The organism is Umezawaea sp., from assembly GCF_036375055.1.
Lineage (GTDB): Bacteria > Actinomycetota > Actinomycetes > Mycobacteriales > Pseudonocardiaceae > Umezawaea.
Genome location: NZ_DASUSQ010000087.1, coordinates 1 through 16,525, shown reverse-complemented (window position 1 = coordinate 16,525; position 16,525 = coordinate 1). Strand labels below are relative to the sequence as shown.

Below are 16,525 nucleotides of genomic sequence, written 5' to 3'. Positions count from 1 at the left end.
CGTGCCTCGAACCATCAGGGAGACCAGCGTGCCGGGGGTGGGGCCAGCCCTACCAACCCTATTGGGATGAGACGGCGGGCTCGGAGCGTTATGCTGTACGAGGTAGACACGGCAACGCCCGACGGGGGTGAACGGTTTCGACTTTGTTCGTTGATTCAGGGGAAGCGTGCCGGTGCAGGCGAGAGACCACCGCAAGCGTCATCGCAAACCTATAAGCGCCAAGTCTAACGACCAGCGCGCGTTCGCCCTCGCCGCCTGAGGCTAGGGAAAACGCTGTCGGCCCGGAAGCGCCTCCGTTCCGGATCCCGGCATCAGCCAGGAGGCTCACCTCCAGTTCCGGGCACGGGAACTGGTTGGGAATCCCACAGTGTCTGGGCCCGTCAGACCGAACTCGTCAACGTGATCGGTCGGGTCGAGTAGAGACGTAGTTGACTGCGCACGGAGAAGCCCTGATGAGCCGGCAGAGGACCCGGGTTCGATTCCCGGCACCTCCACCCGTACGAGAGCCATGCCCGCGGAGAGCGCGGGCATGGCTCTTTTCGGTTGTCACACCGGGGCTCCCGCCCCCCGCACCCCCGGCGGCTGCCGGTCGGGTGAGATGCGGTTAGTGCGCCGCGGCTGTCGGCAGTGGTTCCCCGGAGGTTTCCGGTTCTGCTGTGATGCCCTTGTCGCCCCTGGTCAGGAGGGCGAAGGCGAGGGCTGCCGCGATGGTGAGGCCCGCCATGACAGCCGCCATCGGGATGACGCTCTCCGTGCCCGCCGCGCCCACCACCGGTGCGATGAGGCCGCCCGCGAGGAATTGCAGGACGCCGAGCAGGGCCGAGGCGCTGCCTGCCGCTTCCGGGTGGCGGTTCATGGCGAGGCTGGCGGCGTTGGGGAGCAGGACGCCCACGCTGGTGGTCAGCAGGAAGAGCGCTGGTAGGAAGGTGAGCAGGCCGCCGCCCAGCACACCCGCTGCCACCAGGCCCGCACCGCCCGCGGTGGCCATGCCCAGGCCCGCTGTGAGGAGCGTCCTGGGCATGAGCCTGCCCGTCAGCCAGGTGTTGAGCAGGCCTGCCAGGAGGATGCCCAGGGAGTTGACGCCGAAGACGAGGCTGAACTGTTGAGGGGTCAGGCCGAAGACCCCCTGCAACACGAACGAGGCGCCGGACACGTAGGCGAAGAGGCTGCCCAGCGCGAAGGACGCCGCCAGGGCGTAGCCGACGAAGTAGCGGTCCCCGAGGAGCGTGGCGAAGGTCCTGAGGGTGCCCTTGAGGTTGGCCGGTACTCGTTTTTCGGGCTTGTGGGTCTCGGGCAGGGCGAAGGCCAGGACGGCCAGCAGGACCGCGCCGATGACGGCCAGCACCAGGAAGGTGCCGCGCCAGCTCGTCAGCCTGAGGACCTGGCCGCCGAGCACCGGGGCGATGACCGGGCCCAGGCCGTTGACCAGCATGAGCAGGCTCATGAACTTGGCCATCGCGAGGCCGGAGAAGAGGTCCCTCGCCACGGCGGTGGCCACGACGAAGCCCGCTGCCACGCCCAGGGCTTGGATGAAGCGCAGGCCCGCCAGCGCCAGGGCGGTGGGGGCGATGGCGCAGAGCAGCGAGAACGTGATGTAGGTGACCAGGCCGATGAGCAGCGGTTTCCTGCGGCCGATGGCGTCGGAGACGGGGCCCGCGAGCAATTGGCCCAGGGCCAGGCCGATGATGAACGTGGTGAGGCTGAGTTGGATCTGCGGGGCCGCCGCTCCCAGTTCGGAGGCCATGCTGGGGAACGCTGGTAGGTACATGTCGATCGACATGGGGCCCAGGGTGCAGAGGGCCCCCAGTAGGCCCACTAGCTTCAACCTGGTCGGGCCTGCCTCGGTGGGCGTCATCTTCTCCCCGGCGAAAGTGTGCGGTGGCGTCACCGGGGGCAACGCCACCGCTGCGGGTTTTTAGTCCTGGGTGAGCAGGGCGCGGGCCCCGCGCAGCTCCCGCGGCATGTTCCAGCCGAGGACACCCACCAGGTCACCGTCGTGGTGGTAGTGGGCGACGAACTTGCGGTGGGCCGGATCGCCCTGGGCCACGGTCATCGTCGAGCCGGGTGGGAAGATCCCGTACGCCTGGATCCTGGCGTCGTACTGGTCGGTCCAGAAGTACGGGATCGGCGTGAACGGCTTCGGGTCGCCGAGGATGTTCCTGGCCACCGCCATCGCCTGCTCGGTGGCGTTCATCCGGTGCTCCACGCGCATCAGCGCGCCGAAGCGCTCGTTGTGCCAGCGGGCCACGTCGCCCGCGGCGTGGACGTTCGGCACGGCCTGGCAGGTGGAGTCGCAGAGGACCCCGTCGTCCAGGGGGATGCCGCTCGTCGTGAGCCAGTCGGTCGCGGGTGCGGAGCCGATGGCGACCAGGACCACGTCGGCGTCGACGGTGGTGCCGTCGGCCAACGCCACGCCGGAGACCCGCCCGTCCCCCAGCAGCGCGCTCACGCCCACGCCGGTCCGCACCTCGACGCCGTTCTCCCGGTGCAGGTCGCCGACCCAGCCGCCCAGCTCGTCGCCGAACTGGCGGGACAGGGGCACCGGCGCCAGGTCGACCAGGGTCACGTCGAGGCCGAGGGTGCGTGCCGCCGACGCCGCTTCCGAGCCGAGGAACCCCGCCCCCACCACGGCCACGGACGTGGCCCTGGCCAGCGCCGCCCGCAGCGCCAGGGTGTCGTCCAACGTGCGCAGGACGTGCACGCCCGCCAGGTCGTGACCCTGCCGCAGCCGGAGCGGACGGACCCCGGTGGCGATGACCAGGCGGTCGTAGGGGACGTGGTCGCCGGAGGCCAGCGCGACCGACCGCTTGTCCAGGTCGACGCCGGTGGCCGTCGCGCCCAGCCGCAGACCGACGTCCAGGCGCTGGTAGGTGGCGTCGTCGCGGAACGCGGTGCGCTCCGGTTCCCACGTCCCCAGGAGCACCTGCTTGGACAGCGGCGGCCGGTCGTACGGGAGGTGCAGCTCGTCGCCGATCAGGGTGATCAGGCCGTCGAAGCCCTCGCGCCGCAGGCTCTCGGCCGTGGTCAGCCCCGCCGCCGAGGCCCCCACCACGACGACGCGTCCGATGTCGGGCATCACTCGGCCAGGTGGATGACGAGCGCGGGGCAGAGCACCGCCGCCTCACGCGTCGCGTCGTGCAGGTGGGGAGCCGGGGTCTCGTCCAGCAGCACCACGATCCCGTCCTCGTCGCGCTGGTCGAAGACGTCGGGGGCGGCGAGCACGCACTGGCCCGCGCCGACGCAGCCGTCCTCGTCGATGGTCACGCGCATGGGGTGTTCTCCTTGAGGTGGGGCCCGGTCACCAGGTGACGGGGAGCGAGCGGACGCCGTAGACGAGGGTGTTGTCCTTGAACCGCAGGTCCTCGAACGGGATGTCCAGGCGCAGGGTGGGGATGCGGGTGAACAGGGTGCTGAACACCTGCTGGAGCTCGACCCGCGCGAGCTGCTGGCCGAGGCACTGGTGGGCGCCGTAGCCGAACGCGAGGTGCGTGGACGCCTTGCGGTGGACGTCGAGCTGGTCGGCGTTCGGGAAGGCGGAGGTGTCGCGGTTGCCGGACGCCAGCGACGCCACCAGCCACTCGCCCGCGCGCAGCGTCTCGTCGCCGAGCGGGATGTCCTCGGTGATGGCCCGGAACAGGCCGAACTGCACGACGGACAGGTAGCGCAGCATCTCCTCGACGGCCGAGGGCACCAGGTCGGGGTTCGCGCGCAGCTCGTCGAGCTGGTCGGGGTTGCGCAGCAGGGCGACGGTGCTCAACGCGATCATGTTCGCGGTCGTCTCGTGCCCCGCGACCAGCAGCGACAGGCCGAGGACGACGAGCTCCTCGACGGAGAGGGGCTGGCCGGAGTCCTGGGCCCGCGCGATGAGCCGCGAGATCAGGTCGTCGGTCGGGTTCCGCATCTTGTCGACGACGAGCTGCGCGACGAAGCCCTGGATCTCGGCGTTGGCCTGGATCGCGACGTCCGGGTCGACGTCGACCGAGGTCAGGATGCCGCTCTGCTGCTGGAACCGGTCGCGCTGCTCGTAGGGCACGCCCAGCAGCTCGCAGATCACCAGCGACGGGATCGGCAGCGCGAAGTCGCGCACCAGGTCGACCGGCTCGGTGCTCGCGAGCATCGCGTCGATGTGGTCGTCGATCAGCTTCTGGATGTACGGGCGCAGGGCCTGGATGCGCTTGACGGTGAACTCGGCCGTCAGCAGCCTGCGCAGGCGGGCGTGCGCCTCGCCGTCGCTCTGGATGATCGAGCCGGGGTTGATCGGGGTGTCGAAGTCGGCCTGCGGGTTGGCGTGGCCCATGACGGGCACGGCGGAGCTGAGGCCGGGGCTGTTGAGCACCGTGCGGACGTCGTCGTAGCCGGTCACGAGCCAGGCGTCGATGCCCGCCGGGCAGGAGACGCGCGCGATCGGCTCCTTCTCGCGGAACTCCAGGTAGCCCACGGCGGGGTCGAACGGGCACTCCTTCGACCGTTCCGTCGGGAACGATCCGGTGCTCGGTTTGCTCAGTGCCTCGGTCATGGCGTACCCCTCGTGGTGGTGAATTTTGTGGCAGTAACTGCCACAAGTACCACACTGCCAGTGATGGAGAGGTAACGGCAAGTGGCTGACGTCACGTGCCGGGAAGTCGCTGGTGGCGGTGCTAGCCTGCCTTTCGGGAGTCCGGCCGAGGAGGTGGACGTGGGGATCCGAGAGCTGAAGATGGCCCGGACACGTCGGCTGATCTCGGACAAGGCGTTCGAGCTGTTCACCTGCAACGGCTACCAGCGGACCACGATCGAGCAGATCGCCGCCGCCGCCGAGGTGGGCCCGCGCACCCTCTACCGCTACTTCCCGACGAAGGAGACGCTCGTCGTCGAGTTCGTCCGGACGAGCCTCTTCGACGCGCTGGAGGACCTGCGCTCCCAGCCGCCTGCGCCGCTGCCGGTGGCGCTGAACTCGGTCATCGGCAAGGTCCTCGACGTGATGGCGACCGACCCGGCGCGCGTGCTCGCCGTCTACGAGATCTCCGGGCCGAACGGGTCGGTGCGCGCGCAGCTGGGGGACGTCCTGTGGATGTGGCGCGACGCGCTGGCGGGCGAGGTCGCCCAGCGGCTCGACGACCCCTCCGACCACGTCACCGCCCAGCTCACCGCGGCGTTCGCCATCAACATCATCGAGGTCGTGGTGCGGTCCTGGGTGAACAGCGGCGGCACGGCGGACATGCGCACCCTCGCGGACGAGACGATGGCGCTGCTGCGCGACGGGAAGATCCCCGTGCCGACGCCCGGTCAGGCGTAGCGCTCGGCCAGCGCGGCGAACGCCGCCTTCGGCTCCCACCGCAGGCCGGGGTAGGTCTCGCCGAACCCGTCCTCCAGCACCCTCACCACGCCGTAGCTCGCCACGTCGAAGTTCGTCGCGGGGTCCTCGCCGTGCGGGAGGTTGTAGGTGACGAACGTGCACACGAACGCGATGTCGATGCCCGTGCTCTCCAGCACGTCCAGCACCTCCCGCAGGTAGGTCGCCTGTTCCTGCTCGTCGTGGACGAACTCGCCCCGGAGCGCCACCGGCCGGGGCCCGTCCCAGTCGACCACGAACGTGCCGCGCGCGCCGAGGTCCGCCGCGCCGCGGTGGGTCGTGCAGCCGAACTCGGTGATCGCCGCGGGCTTGTCCTGCGCGCCGAACGCCCGCATCTCGGCCTCGTACCCCTCGGCCACCTCCTTCGACCGGTAGCCGGCGTCGGTGGCGATGATGTCGAACCGGTCCCAGTCGACCTGCTCGAAACCCAGTGAGGCGTAGGTGATCCGACCGCCGAACCGCTCGCGCACGACCTCGACGGCCCGGCCGAGGAAGTCGTCGAGCAGGGCGGGGAGGGCGGCGAGCGCGGGACCGAGTTCCGGGGGCCGTCCGGTGATCAGCGCGAGCCGCTCGTCGAGCGTGTCGCCGGGCAGGAAGCCGATCGTGAACAGGGTCAGTTCGGACCCGGTGACCAGGACGACCTCGGCGCCGCCCAGGCGGATCCGCTCGGCGCGCTCCGCGGTGTCGGCGAGCAGGTCCAGGAGTTCGTCGGTCGTCAGGTCGTTGGTGAACGGCGAGATCCACACCTCGAGGCCGACCGCGGCGGCGTGGACGGCGGCGACCTCCAGCCGGTCGACGTGGCCGCCGGTGATCCGCACGGCGTCGCAGTGCAGGTCCTCCCGGATGATCCGCATCTCGCGCCGCACGACGTCCGGGTCGAACGGTTCGTGCGTGCTCGACCCCCCGCTGCGGAAGCCGGTGTCGTAGGTGATGCCGTGTCGCATGACTCCTCCTTTAGGGAACGTGCCGTACCTTGTAGGAGAAGCTAGGTGGTGAGCGATACGATGCGCAAGGTACTCTTCGTACCCAATTCAGGAGGTGGCCGATGGTCGGGGCGCGACGGCGCGGGGCCGCGCTGGAGGAGGCGATCCTCCAGGCCGCGGTGGACGAGCTGACCGAGTCCGGCTACCCCGGACTGACCATGGACCGGGTCGCGAAGCGCGCTGGCACCAACAAGAACGCCGTCTACCGGCGCTGGCCGAACCGGGCCGCGCTCGGCATCGCCGCCTACCACCGGCTGACGGCCACCACCGTCGAGGTGCCCGACACCGGCGACCTGCGCACCGACGTCCTGGAGCTGCTGCGGATGGCGAACCGCACGTGGTCCTCGCCGTACGGGGAGATCCTGCGCGGCCTGCTGGCCGACCCGGACCTGCTGGCGCAGCTGGGGGAGCGGGCCGCCGACGGCGGGTCCGCGATGTGGCTGACCGTCCTCGGTCGCGCCGTGGCCAGGGGCGAGGTGCGACCCGAGGCGCTGCACCCGCGCGTGGCCACGGTCGCGGTGGCGTTGCTGCGCAACGAGTTCGTGACCCGCGGCGTGCCGAACGCGCCCGACGAGGTGCTCGTCGAGATCGTGGACGAGGTCTACCTGCCGCTGGTCCGGTCCCGGTAGAGGTCGCGCAGGGTCGCGACCTCGGCGCCGTGGTGGATGACCTCGCGGTTGACGTGCAGCACGAGCGCGGCGAACGGGTGGGCGTGGTACGGGCCCTCCGCGGGACCGCACGGCCGCGCGAGGCCCTCGTCGTCCAGCGCCGAAACCCCCTCGTGCCACAGGGAGTACGACTCCCGCAGGTAGTCCAGCCCGGCCTGCGCGGTGCCCGGCCAGCGCACCTCGGCGAGGTCGAACCCGTCACCGAAGTGGTTGGCGGCCCGCGCTCCCAGCACGACCGAGGCGATGTGCGAGATCCGCCAGGCGATCGTCGTGAACGGCGGCACGGGCGGTTCGGCGGCCCAGTCGATCGTGAACCCGCCGTCGCCGTCCGGTCGCACGCTCCAGCACCCGTCGACCGGCTCCCAGAGGTACTCCTCGTCGGTGAGCCCCTCCAGGCGCGGCAGCAGGTGCCGGTTCCAGTGGAAGTCGAGTTGCTCGGTCAGCTCGTGCGTCCAGTTCAGGTCCATGTCCACGACCGTAGGACGCATCGCGGACAACCCCTGTCACCGACGGGCGGGCGGCGCGGTCATCGGGTCCTCCGGCCAGCGGTGCTTGGGGTACCGGCCGCGCAACTCCGACCTGACCCGCGCGTACCCGGTCCGCCAGAACGACGCGAGGTCACCGGTCACGGCCGTGGCGCGGCCCGCGGGGGTCAGCAGGTGCAGCACCACCGGCACGCGCCCGTCCGCGATGCGGGGCGTGTCGACCCAGCCGAACACCTCCTGCACCTTCACCGGCAGCGCGGGGTCGTCACCGCTGTAGTCGACCCGGATCCTGGACCCCGACGGCACTTCCAGGCGGTCCGGCGCCAGCTCGTCGAGCCGCCCGGCGGCAGGCCACGGCAGCAGCTGGCGGACCACCTTCTCCGCGTCGACCTTCGCCAGGTCCGCACGCCTGCGGGCACCGCCGAGCCAGCCGTCGACGCCCGCCAGCAGCGCCTCGTCGGTCATCTCCGGCCACGGGTCGCCGAGCACCCGGTGCAGGAACCCCACCCGTTCCCGCAGCCTCGTGGCGTCGGCGTGCCAGCGCAGCAGCCCCAGCCCCTCGGACCGCAGCCCGGCCACCAGCGCCGCCCGCACCGCGGCCGGGTCCGGATCGCGCAACGGCTTGCTGGACAGCACGATCGCGCCGAGCCTGCGGACCCGGTTCGCGACCACGTCCCCGTCCCAGCGCACGTCGTCCACAGTGGACACCAGTGCCGGAGCGGCCCGCACGGCCAGGCTCTCGTCCACCCGCGCCGCCAGCCGGATGCGGCCGTGGCTGCGACCGGGTTCGCGGTCGGCGACCGCCACGGCCAGCCACTCGGCGTCCCCGAGCCCGCTGCCGTGCGGCAGCTCGGCCGCCGTGCCGCCCGCCATCAGGTACACCCCGCCCCCGCCGGACCGCCTGCGCGCCAACCGCTCCGGGTGCGCCAGCGCCACCACCAGCGCCGGGTCGTCGTGCCCCGTCCCGCCGACCAGCTCCGCCAGCCGACGAGCCTCGCGCGACCACCGCCTGGAGCGGTCGGTGTGGCCGGACCGCAGGTCCCGCAACGCGGTCGACAGCTCCGCGCTGTCGGTGAGCGCGTCGTCGTCCAGCAGCGCCACGACCTCCGCCGCCGCCCGCGCGCCCACCTCCGCCGCGCCGTCCAGCAGCGCGCGGGCCAGCCGGGGGTGCAGGCCGAGACCGGACATCCGCCGCCCGCGGTCGGTGGCGTGCCCGTCGGCGTCGAGCGCGCCCAACGCCCGCAGCACCGAACGCCCGACCTCCAGCGCACCCGTCGGCGGGGCGTCCCACCAGCTCAGCGCCGTCCCGTCGGGCGTGCCCCAGCAGGCCAGTTCGAGCGCGAGCCTGGTCAGGTCGGCGGTCTTGACCTCGGGTTCCGGGTAGCGGGGGAGCGTGCTGTGCTCGTGCTCCGGCCAGCAGCGGTACACGTGACCGGGCGCCTCTCGGCCCGCCCTGCCCGCGCGCTGGTCGGCCACGGCCATCGACACGCGCACGGTGGCCAGGCCGGACAGCCCGCGCCGGTGGTCGACGCGCGGCACGCGGGCCAGGCCGGAGTCGACGACCGCCCGCACACCGGGCACGGTGAGGCTCGACTCGGCGATGGCCGTCGACAGCACGATCCGACGGCGCGCCCCCGGCTTCAGCGCGGCGTCCTGCGTGCCCGCCGACAGCCGCCCGTGCAGGGTGAGCACGTCCACGTCCGGCAGCGACAGCAGCGCGGCGGTGCGGCGGATCTCGGCCGCACCGGGGAGGAACACGAGCACGTCGCCGTCCACTTCGGACAGTGCCCGTCTGGTCGCGCGGGCCACGCACGCCTCGATCCGCTCCGTGCGGGCGGGTGCCACGTGGTCCGTCGTGGTCGGGTAGGTCCGGGCCTCGGCGCGCAGCACGGGCGCGTCGCCGAGCAGTTCGGCGAGCCGGTCCGCCGCGACGGTCGCCGACGTCGCCAGCAGCCGCAGGTCCGGCCGCAGCCCGGCACGCGCGTCGAGCAGCAGCGCCAGCAGCAGGTCCGCGTCCAGGTGCCGCTCGTGGCACTCGTCCAGCAGCACCGTGCCCACGCCCGCGAGTTCCGGGTCGGACTGGAGCCTGCGCACCAGCAACCCCGAGGTCACGACCTCGATCCGGGTCGCGGCCGACACCTTGCGGTCACCGCGCACCGAGTAGCCGACCGTCCGCCCCACCGGCTCGCCCAGCAGCGACGCCATCCGCGCCGCGGCGGCACGGGCCGCGATCCGCCGCGGCTCCGCCACGACCACGCGCCCGGCGTGCGCCTCGGCCAGCGCCAGCGGCACCAGCGTGGTCTTGCCGGTGCCCGGCGGCGCGACCAGCACCGCGCACCCGTGCTCGGCGAGCGCGCCGACGACGTCGCCGAGCACGGCCCGGACTGGCAGGTTCGGCAGCTCCACGGTGAGCCAGTGTGCCAACCTGGCTCCATGGGGAAGCGGGGAGTGCTCGGAGCGGGGCTGGTGGCCGCCGCGGCGGTGGTGCGGGCGGCGAACACGGTGGCGGTCTGGCGCGGGGTGCCGCGGCTGCCGGACGTGGGGGACCCGGTGTCGGGGGTGACCGCGGTCGTGGCCGCGCGCGACGAGGAGGCCACGCTGGACGCGTGCCTCACGGCGTTGCGCGGGCAGGTCGGCCGGGTCGTGGTGGTGGACGACGCGTCGACCGACGGGACCGCCGACGTCGCACGGCGCCACGGCGTCGCGCTGGTGTCGAGCGACGGACCACCGCCGGGCTGGGCGGGCAAGGTCCACGCGATGCACCTCGGCGCGCTCGAAGCCGACGGCGAGTGGCTGCTGTTCGTGGACGCCGACGTGGTCGTCGCCCCCGGCTTCGTCGGGCACCTGCTCGCCGCCGCCAGGGTCCACCAGGCCGCCCTGGTGTCCTCGGCGGGCCGCTCCACGAGGTCGGGGCCCGGCTACTGGCTGCTGCTGCCGCCGACCAACCAGCTCCTGTTCGAGAGCACGTCGCCGTCCGGCCGACCGGGGCGCAGGGCGCTCGGCGTCGGGCACTGCATGCTGGTGTCGCGCGAGGCCTACGACCACGCGGGCGGCTGGTCGGCCATCGCCGCCACGCGCGCCGACGACGTCGGCCTCGCCACGCTCGTGCGGGACTCCGGCGCGCGCACGCAGTACGTGGACGCGGGCGCCGAGCTGACCACGTCCGGGCACGACACGGTCGCGAAGTCGTGGAGGTCGCTGCGCAAGAGCACGTTCGCCGGGATCAACGAGCTGGTGGACGGCCCGGCCGCCGTGTGCGCGGTGCTCGCGGCCAGCGGTGTGGCGCACATCGCCTACGGCCTCGCGCCGGTGGCCGCCGTAGCAGGCCGGTCCAGGGCGGTCCGGGCGCTGGGCGTGCTCGGCTGGCTCGGCCAGGCCGTCGCCCACCTGGCGTACGTGCGGCGCGTCGGCCAGCCCCGGGCGACCGCGCTGCTCGCGCCCGCGGCACCGGTCGCGCTGGGACTGGTGATGCTCGACAGCGCCGCGCGGGCGTGGCGCGGCGTGACGTGGAAGGGCCGCGACGTGTCAGGCTGACCGGGTGGTTGACCCGCTGCACGACCCCGACGACCCCGACCTGCTCGACCCCTACCGCGCTCGTGAACTGGCCGGACTCGTGGAGGCGGCCAGGATCGCCTCCGGCGCGGTCCGGTACGGCAAGGTCGGGAAGGTCGGGTGCGCGACCGTCGTGGTCAACCGCGACAACCCGTTCCCGTCGGGCAACTTCGCGTGCGCCCTGTACGGGTCGTCGGCGGAGGTCGCGGGCACGCTGATGCGGCTGGAGCAGACGTTCGCCGACATCGGCCGCGCCGAGGCCGTGGTGTACGCCTCACCGACGACCGTGGCCGAGATCGAGGGCATCGCGGACGACGCGGGCTGGTACGCCGTCGAGGAGTCGATGGCCGTCGTGCACCGCGGCCGGGCCGACACCTCGCCCCGCGTCCGGCCCGCGCGGGACACGGACCTGGAGCACGTCGGCGCGCTCGTGGCCGACGAGCTGGGGCTGCGGATGAGCGGTCAGCGGCGGCTGGTGCGGCACCTCGGGCAGCGGTGGGACGACCCGCGCTGCGTGCAGCTCGTGGTCGACGACGGCGAGCGGCTCGTCGGGTTCGCGGGCGGGTTCGCCGAACGCGGAGTGGGGCTCGTGGAGCAGGTCGTGGTGCTGCCCGCCCGGCGTCGGCGCGGACTCGGGAGCGATCTGGTGTCGAGCACCGTGGCCGCCCTGCGGTCGGCGGGGGCGCTGCTCGTGGCCGCTCACGTGGACGAGGGCGGAGCCGGTGAGCGGTTCGCCGAGACGTGTGGATTCTCCGGCGGATACCCCGTTACGGCGTACGCCCGCCGGGTGGACGAGCTGCTGGATTGAGATTCCAGCCCGCGAGGCTATATCTTTAGCACAGCTAAACGATGCTGGGAGGCCGCGCGTGCAGGGGATCGCCGTAGTCAGACCACGACTTCCCAACGAGGTGTGGGTGCTCGTGGTGGCGAGCTTCATCATCGCCATCGGCTTCGGGATCGTCGCCCCGGTGCTGCCCATGTACGCGTCGAGCTTCAACGTCGGCACCTTCGCCGTCTCGGCCGTCGTCAGCGCGTTCGCCCTGGTCAGGCTGCTGTTCGCGCCGGTGAGCGGGCGCCTGGTGTCCCGCTTCGGCGAGACGCGGACCTACATCTGGGGCATCGTCATCGTCGCCCTGGCGACCGGGGCGTGCGGGTTCGCGACCCACTTCTGGCAGCTCATCGTGTTCCGCTCGATCGCGGGCGTCGGCTCCACGATGTTCACCGTCGCGGCCGTCGGCCTGCTCATCCGGCTGACCCCGGCGCCGCTGCGGGGCCGCGCCTCCGGCCTGTGGGCCACCGGCTTCCTGCTCGGCAACATCGCGGGCCCGATCGTCGGCGCAGGCCTCGTCGGCTTCTCCATCCGGACCCCGTTCGTCGCCTACGCCGCGGCCCTGTTCATCGCCGCCCTGTTCGTCTGGCTGTTCCTGCGCCGCTCCACGCTCGCCGCGCTCGACCAGAACAGGTCGCAGCCGACGATGACCGTCCGCGACGCCGTCGGCTACGCCTCCTACCGCGCCTCGCTCGCCTCCGGCTTCGCCAACGGCTGGGCCGTGTTCGGCCTGCGCATCTCCCTGGTGCCGCTGTTCGTCGTCGAAGCGCTGCACGGCAGCCCCGCCGTGGCAGGCATCTCCCTGTCCGTGTTCGCCGCGGGCAACGCCGCCGTCCTCATGCTGTCCGGCAGGCTCTCCGACAGCATCGGCCGCAAACCGATGGCCATCGCGGGCCTCGCCGTCTCGGCCGTCGGCACGGTCGGCATGGGCTTCAGCGGCACCGTGACCCTGTTCATGGTCGCCTCGCTCGTCGCGGGCGTCGGCGCGGGCCTGCTCAACCCGCCGCAGAACGCCGTGGTCGCCGACGTCATCGGGTCGAACGCCAAGGGCGGCCCCGTGCTGGCCGCGTTCCAGATGGTCACCGACCTCGGCGCCATCATCGGCCCGCTGCTCGCGGGCGTCCTGGCCGACCGCTTCTCCTACCAGGTCGCCTTCACCGTGACCGGCGTCATCATGGTCATCGCCCTGGCCTTCTGGTTCGTCGCCGAGGAAACCCTCCCCGAGGCCGACGACCCGCACGTCGGCGAGGCCGTGGCGGGCGAGTGCGGTGTGGTGGGCGAAGCCCCCGAACTGCCCACCGGCGAACGCGTCGGGGGCCGCCCGCGCCAGCCCGACGCGTGACCGCTCAGGTTCCGCTCAGCCTCCGCGGCTAGCCTGCCGGGGGAACAGGGCGGACTGGGAAGGACGCGAACGACGTGGGTGGCGCGGAGCGGAACGCTCGCAAGAAGAAGCAGCAGCAGATGGCGGCCAAGTCGGTGGCCGCCGCACGCGGGTCGTCCGGCTCCGGCGACCGCAACAAGATCCTCATCGGCGTGGTCGTCGTGGCGGTCCTCGCCGCGGGCGTCATCGGCGCCGTGCTGCTCAACAAACCGTCCGAACCCCAGGCCCTCACCCCGGCCCCGAACCTGAAACCCCTCTCCGTGCCCGTCCAGCGCCAGGCCGACGCCACCGTGCTCGTCGGCAAGGACACCGCGAAGGTCACCGTCGACGTGTACGAGGACTTCCTCTGCCCCGTCTGCGGCACGTTCGAGGAGAAGTACGGCGACCAGCTCAGGCAGCACGTGGAGGCCGGGGACCTCAGGGTCCGCTACCACCTGCTCCCGCTCCTGGTCCGCTACTCCGACCCCGAGGGCTACTCGAGCGACAGCGCCAACGCCGCCGTCTGCGCCGCCGACGCGGGCAAGTTCCCCGAGTACCACGACTCCCTCTACGCCAGCCAGCCGGAGGAGAACGGCCCCGGCTACACCATCGCCCAGCTCGTGCAGCTGGGAACCGACCTGGGCATCACCGGCGACACCTTCAAGTCCTGTGTGGAGAGTGGCACCCACCGCCAGGCCCTGGAAGCCGACCTCGACAAGGCCGACAACACCCCCCACCTCCAGGCCGAGCGCAGCGACGGCAGCAAGGGCTTCCAAGGCACCCCCTCGGTCGCCGTCGGCGACAAGCTCGTCAGCATCGACAACGAGAACTGGATCTCCGACCTCCTCAGGGGCTGAGATCGACCACCGCCGACCGGCCCTGCTGTCCAGCGGGCCGGTCGACGGGTCGTCTATCAGGGCGAATGCGGTGGGGGGACCCCCGATTTTTATTCGGTGGGGACGGTGTTGTACGGTATGGGCACACGAGAACGACGGGTGACCGGCCGGGAAACGTGGAAGCACGGGGCTGTGGCGCAGCTGGTAGCGCATCACACTGGCAGTGTGAGGGTCAGGGGTTCGAGTCCCCTCAGCTCCACAACGATATATGGAATACAAATCACCCGCTGACCTGGGATTATCTGGTTAGCGGGTGATCTTGTTTGTGTGTCCACTGTGGACTGCGGCTCCGAAACTGGAGCAAATCTGGAGCACAGCCCGGAATGACCCGAAACAGGGTCAACCGCATTGCTCCAGAACAGTTCGCCCTGTCGGGTCAGCTTCCGCACGACCTGCTCGGGGGTGTGCCGTTTCCTGGTGCTCATCGTGATCGAGCCTTTTCGCCCACGAACCGGACTGTCAGGCTCCCACTGGTCCTGGACCGACCCAATGGGGTCACGTCAGGTGCGCGTAGCGACGTTTGGTCCGCGGGCTGTGTGCCAGGCAGCCCTGTGCGAGGACATCACCAGACCGGTGGCGGGTCGGTGGTCACAGGTTCACGCGCGCCAGGCGGGCGATGAGGCTGGGCTTGTTCTTGTGCGCCTGTCGGAGGGCCGAGTGGCGTCGAGCGAACTCGTCCGGGCGGTCTTCGCGGTCGGCCAGGGCTTGCAGGTCGACGAGGAGTGCGACGGCGGCGTCGTAGTCGGCGGGTTTGCGGGTGGCGATCAGGGCGTCGATGCGTGTCCAGGCGGCTTGCTCGTCGTGCGCCAGCTCGTTCAGCCGCCGCTCGCGGGCGCGAGTCCTATCGCGCTCACGACGGGTTTTCTCCTTGGTGTGCTTGGCCTCTTCCTGTCGCTGTCGTTCGGCTCGCCCGCGTGCCGTCTCACCCAGGAGTTCGCCCACCGTGCGCCTCGGCGGTGCGGCGGCGGGTGGGGTGGTCCGGTCGCGGAACCGGCGCAGCAGTTCCGTCCGCACGGTCGCGGCCTGGTCTTGGACGACTCGCAGCAGCAGGCGGTCCTTCTCGGTACCGGGCAGCGCTCTCACCCAGGCAGCGAGTGGGTCCGGGTCGTCGGCGGTCTCGGTGAGCGGAGGGCTCGCGTTCGCCGCGACCGTGAGCAGGTCGTCGTCGAGGCGGAGGAAATCGGCCAGGGCGCGCTGCGCCGCGGTGAGCGTGCGCAATCCGGCGGGCACGGGTGGTTCCGGCTCGTCGTCCTCGTCGCGGTCGAACGCTTCCTCGTCGCGTTCCCAGGTGCCGTACCCGGCCAGCCACGCCAGGTACAGCGCGCGGTGGTCACCGGCGGCGAGTTCGCCTCGGACGCCGACGATGGCGGACAGCGCTCCCTGCGGCTCGTAGTCCCAGTCGCCGGTCTCGTCGTGGTTGTGCAGGTCGAGGACGAGGTGCGTGCTCGTCGTCCAAGCACCGACCTGCTCGTCGACGAGGTAGGGCTCGACCGCGTCCAGGTCGAGCAGACCGCGCGGCAGGCGCAACAGGAGGCGTCGGGTCCCCCAGTCGGCGAGGTAGAGGTGCGCGTCGTAATGGCGTTCCACCAACCGGACGGGGTCGCCCCGGAAGTCGCCCCACTCGTACTCGTTGACGAAGCTGGTGGCGGTGATCCGCGCGCGGGTGGACAGGGCGCGGACCTCGGCCTGAGCCTTCGCGTCGAGCGGCCGGTCCAGAGCGACGAACTCGTAGTACTGGTACTCGCTCAACGCCCGCTCCGCTTCCCGGTCTCGGTGAGCGGCGTCGCACGGAAGCCCGAACCCTCTCCCAGGTGGATGAACAGGTGCCCGGTGAGCGTGCCGTCCTCGGCGACGACAGCCCAGCCGCGCCCACAGGCCTGGTCCATCTCGTCGTTGCCCTCCCAGGTGAACTCGACGAAGGGCCGGCCGTCGCGCTCGCTCCAGCGGCAGTCCATCCGCCCGTTGACGGCGATGAACCCGAACTCACCGGTCCCGTCCCGCGTGAATTCGATGAACCCCGGCTCGACGAGGTCGATGGCGGCCTCGTCCCACTGGTTCATCTCCACGATCCGCCACCGACCGGTCGTACGCCCCGCGAGCTTCGCCACTCGTCCACTCCTCGGGCCTGAGTCGCTCTCGAAGGCCGAATTGTCGAGGGTGCAGGGTAGCGCCAGGCCGGTGGACGGTGACCGAACAGTTGCGACAGCGAGGTGAACAGGGCCTCCGGGCGGCGGTTTCTCTGTGTGCGCTGCTCAGGATGCTTGTCGAATAGTGCTGGCGGTGTTCCGGAATCATTCACGCTGTCGGGTCGGCTGTCGAACGGGTCGTCGATCAGCGTTCCGGTATGGCGTGGCCGAGCTTGAGCAGGGCCTTGTGGAACTTCAACTCCTGGTCCGGGCGGACGGCGAGGTGGCGGTCGC

At 71.7% G+C, this 16,525-nt stretch carries 15 protein-coding genes, 1 tRNA gene and 1 other RNA gene; 8 read left to right on the top strand and 9 right to left on the bottom strand.

The annotated features are described in order from the left end of the window. Positions 1 to 123: 123 nt before the first annotated feature. Positions 124 to 497, top strand: a transfer-messenger RNA (tmRNA) gene (gene ssrA / locus VFZ92_RS24360). Between the two features lie 107 nt (positions 498 to 604). On the opposite strand, the gene VFZ92_RS24355 is transcribed toward ssrA, so the two are convergent. From VFZ92_RS24355 to VFZ92_RS24340, 4 genes are read right to left on the bottom strand one after another with little or no spacing between them, the layout of a single operon-like run. Further along, positions 605 to 1,855, bottom strand: a complete 1,251-nt coding sequence (locus VFZ92_RS24355; protein ID WP_330878342.1) for a multidrug effflux MFS transporter — start codon at positions 1,853 to 1,855, stop codon at positions 605 to 607. 60 nt (positions 1,856 to 1,915) lie between these two features. Continuing rightward, positions 1,916 to 3,076 (bottom strand): NAD(P)/FAD-dependent oxidoreductase, encoded by a 1,161-nt coding sequence (locus VFZ92_RS24350; protein ID WP_330878341.1) that lies wholly within the window; start codon positions 3,074 to 3,076, stop codon positions 1,916 to 1,918. After that, positions 3,076 to 3,270: a ferredoxin gene (locus VFZ92_RS24345; RefSeq protein WP_330878340.1), complete on the bottom strand. Its 195-nt coding sequence runs from the start codon at positions 3,268 to 3,270 to the stop codon at positions 3,076 to 3,078. The genes VFZ92_RS24350 and VFZ92_RS24345 overlap by 1 nt, the downstream gene beginning before the upstream one ends. Before the next feature lie 28 nt (positions 3,271 to 3,298). Beyond that, positions 3,299 to 4,516 carry a cytochrome P450 gene (locus tag VFZ92_RS24340; RefSeq protein WP_330878339.1) on the bottom strand — a complete coding sequence of 406 codons (1,218 nt, stop codon included), beginning with the start codon at positions 4,514 to 4,516 and terminating at the stop codon, positions 3,299 to 3,301. A 159-nt stretch (positions 4,517 to 4,675) separates the two neighbouring features. Here VFZ92_RS24340 and VFZ92_RS24335 point away from each other — a divergent pair, with 159 nt between their 5' ends. Beyond that, the gene (locus VFZ92_RS24335) at positions 4,676 to 5,275 is read left to right on the top strand and encodes a TetR/AcrR family transcriptional regulator (protein ID WP_330878338.1); all 600 of its coding nucleotides are present in this window, start codon (positions 4,676 to 4,678) and stop codon (positions 5,273 to 5,275) included. Here VFZ92_RS24335 and VFZ92_RS24330 read toward each other — a convergent pair. After that, on the bottom strand, positions 5,266 to 6,276 hold the full coding sequence (locus VFZ92_RS24330) for a hypothetical protein (protein ID WP_330878337.1): 1,011 nt from the start codon (positions 6,274 to 6,276) through the stop codon (positions 5,266 to 5,268). The two genes, VFZ92_RS24335 and VFZ92_RS24330, sit on opposite strands and share 10 nt — an antisense overlap. Before the next feature lie 101 nt (positions 6,277 to 6,377). Between VFZ92_RS24330 and VFZ92_RS24325 the strand changes: the two genes are divergently transcribed. Further along, positions 6,378 to 6,944 carry a TetR/AcrR family transcriptional regulator gene (locus tag VFZ92_RS24325; RefSeq protein ID WP_330878336.1) on the top strand — a complete coding sequence of 189 codons (567 nt, stop codon included), beginning with the start codon at positions 6,378 to 6,380 and terminating at the stop codon, positions 6,942 to 6,944. Here VFZ92_RS24325 and VFZ92_RS24320 read toward each other — a convergent pair. Together VFZ92_RS24320 and hrpB are read right to left on the bottom strand one after the other, a co-directional pair. Next, positions 6,917 to 7,450, bottom strand: a complete 534-nt coding sequence (locus VFZ92_RS24320; protein WP_330878335.1) for a DinB family protein — start codon at positions 7,448 to 7,450, stop codon at positions 6,917 to 6,919. The genes VFZ92_RS24325 and VFZ92_RS24320 overlap by 28 nt on opposite strands. A gap of 36 nt (positions 7,451 to 7,486) precedes the next feature. Beyond that, positions 7,487 to 9,874: an ATP-dependent helicase HrpB gene (hrpB, locus tag VFZ92_RS24315; protein WP_330878377.1), complete on the bottom strand. Its 2,388-nt coding sequence runs from the start codon at positions 9,872 to 9,874 to the stop codon at positions 7,487 to 7,489. A gap of 27 nt (positions 9,875 to 9,901) precedes the next feature. Between hrpB and VFZ92_RS24310 the strand changes: the two genes are divergently transcribed. The 5 genes from VFZ92_RS24310 to VFZ92_RS24290 all read left to right on the top strand — a co-directional run bounded on the left by VFZ92_RS24310 (position 9,902) and on the right by VFZ92_RS24290 (position 14,304). Further along, entirely contained in the window at positions 9,902 to 11,002 is a 1,101-nt protein-coding gene (locus tag VFZ92_RS24310) for a glycosyltransferase (RefSeq protein WP_330878334.1), read from the top strand. A 4-nt stretch (positions 11,003 to 11,006) separates the two neighbouring features. Beyond that, entirely contained in the window at positions 11,007 to 11,828 is an 822-nt protein-coding gene (locus VFZ92_RS24305; protein ID WP_330878333.1) for a GNAT family N-acetyltransferase, read from the top strand. A 106-nt stretch (positions 11,829 to 11,934) separates the two neighbouring features. Beyond that, a complete protein-coding gene (locus VFZ92_RS24300; protein WP_330878332.1) occupies positions 11,935 to 13,191 on the top strand; it encodes an MFS transporter in 1,257 nt (418 codons plus the stop codon). A 74-nt stretch (positions 13,192 to 13,265) separates the two neighbouring features. Then, positions 13,266 to 14,066, top strand: coding sequence for a DsbA family protein (locus VFZ92_RS24295; protein WP_330878331.1), 801 nt, complete (start codon positions 13,266 to 13,268; stop codon positions 14,064 to 14,066). A 165-nt stretch (positions 14,067 to 14,231) separates the two neighbouring features. After that, positions 14,232 to 14,304: transfer RNA gene (locus VFZ92_RS24290), tRNA-Ala, on the top strand. Between the two features lie 389 nt (positions 14,305 to 14,693). On the opposite strand, the gene VFZ92_RS24285 is transcribed toward VFZ92_RS24290, so the two are convergent. Together VFZ92_RS24285 and VFZ92_RS24280 are read right to left on the bottom strand one after the other, a co-directional pair. Beyond that, entirely contained in the window at positions 14,694 to 15,854 is a 1,161-nt protein-coding gene (locus VFZ92_RS24285) for a hypothetical protein (RefSeq protein WP_330878330.1), read from the bottom strand. Continuing rightward, a complete protein-coding gene (locus tag VFZ92_RS24280) occupies positions 15,851 to 16,213 on the bottom strand; it encodes a hypothetical protein (protein ID WP_330878329.1) in 363 nt (120 codons plus the stop codon). The genes VFZ92_RS24285 and VFZ92_RS24280 overlap by 4 nt, the downstream gene beginning before the upstream one ends. Between the last annotated feature and the right edge of the window lie 312 nt (positions 16,214 to 16,525).

Bases quoted from the DNA above. Each gene is read 5' to 3' on its own strand.
- VFZ92_RS24330 (WP_330878337.1), bottom strand. From the start codon at position 6,276: ATGCGACACGGCATCACCTACGACACCGGCTTCCGCAGCGGGGGGTCG.
- VFZ92_RS24325 (WP_330878336.1), top strand. From the start codon at position 6,378: ATGGTCGGGGCGCGACGGCGCGGGGCCGCGCTGGAGGAGGCGATCCTC.
- VFZ92_RS24310 (WP_330878334.1), top strand. From the start codon at position 9,902: ATGGGGAAGCGGGGAGTGCTCGGAGCGGGGCTGGTGGCCGCCGCGGCG.
- VFZ92_RS24355 (WP_330878342.1), bottom strand. From the start codon at position 1,855: ATGACGCCCACCGAGGCAGGCCCGACCAGGTTGAAGCTAGTGGGCCTA.
- VFZ92_RS24340 (WP_330878339.1), bottom strand. From the start codon at position 4,516: ATGACCGAGGCACTGAGCAAACCGAGCACCGGATCGTTCCCGACGGAA.
- VFZ92_RS24345 (WP_330878340.1), bottom strand. From the start codon at position 3,270: ATGCGCGTGACCATCGACGAGGACGGCTGCGTCGGCGCGGGCCAGTGC.
- VFZ92_RS24350 (WP_330878341.1), bottom strand. From the start codon at position 3,076: ATGCCCGACATCGGACGCGTCGTCGTGGTGGGGGCCTCGGCGGCGGGG.
- VFZ92_RS24320 (WP_330878335.1), bottom strand. From the start codon at position 7,450: ATGGACCTGAACTGGACGCACGAGCTGACCGAGCAACTCGACTTCCAC.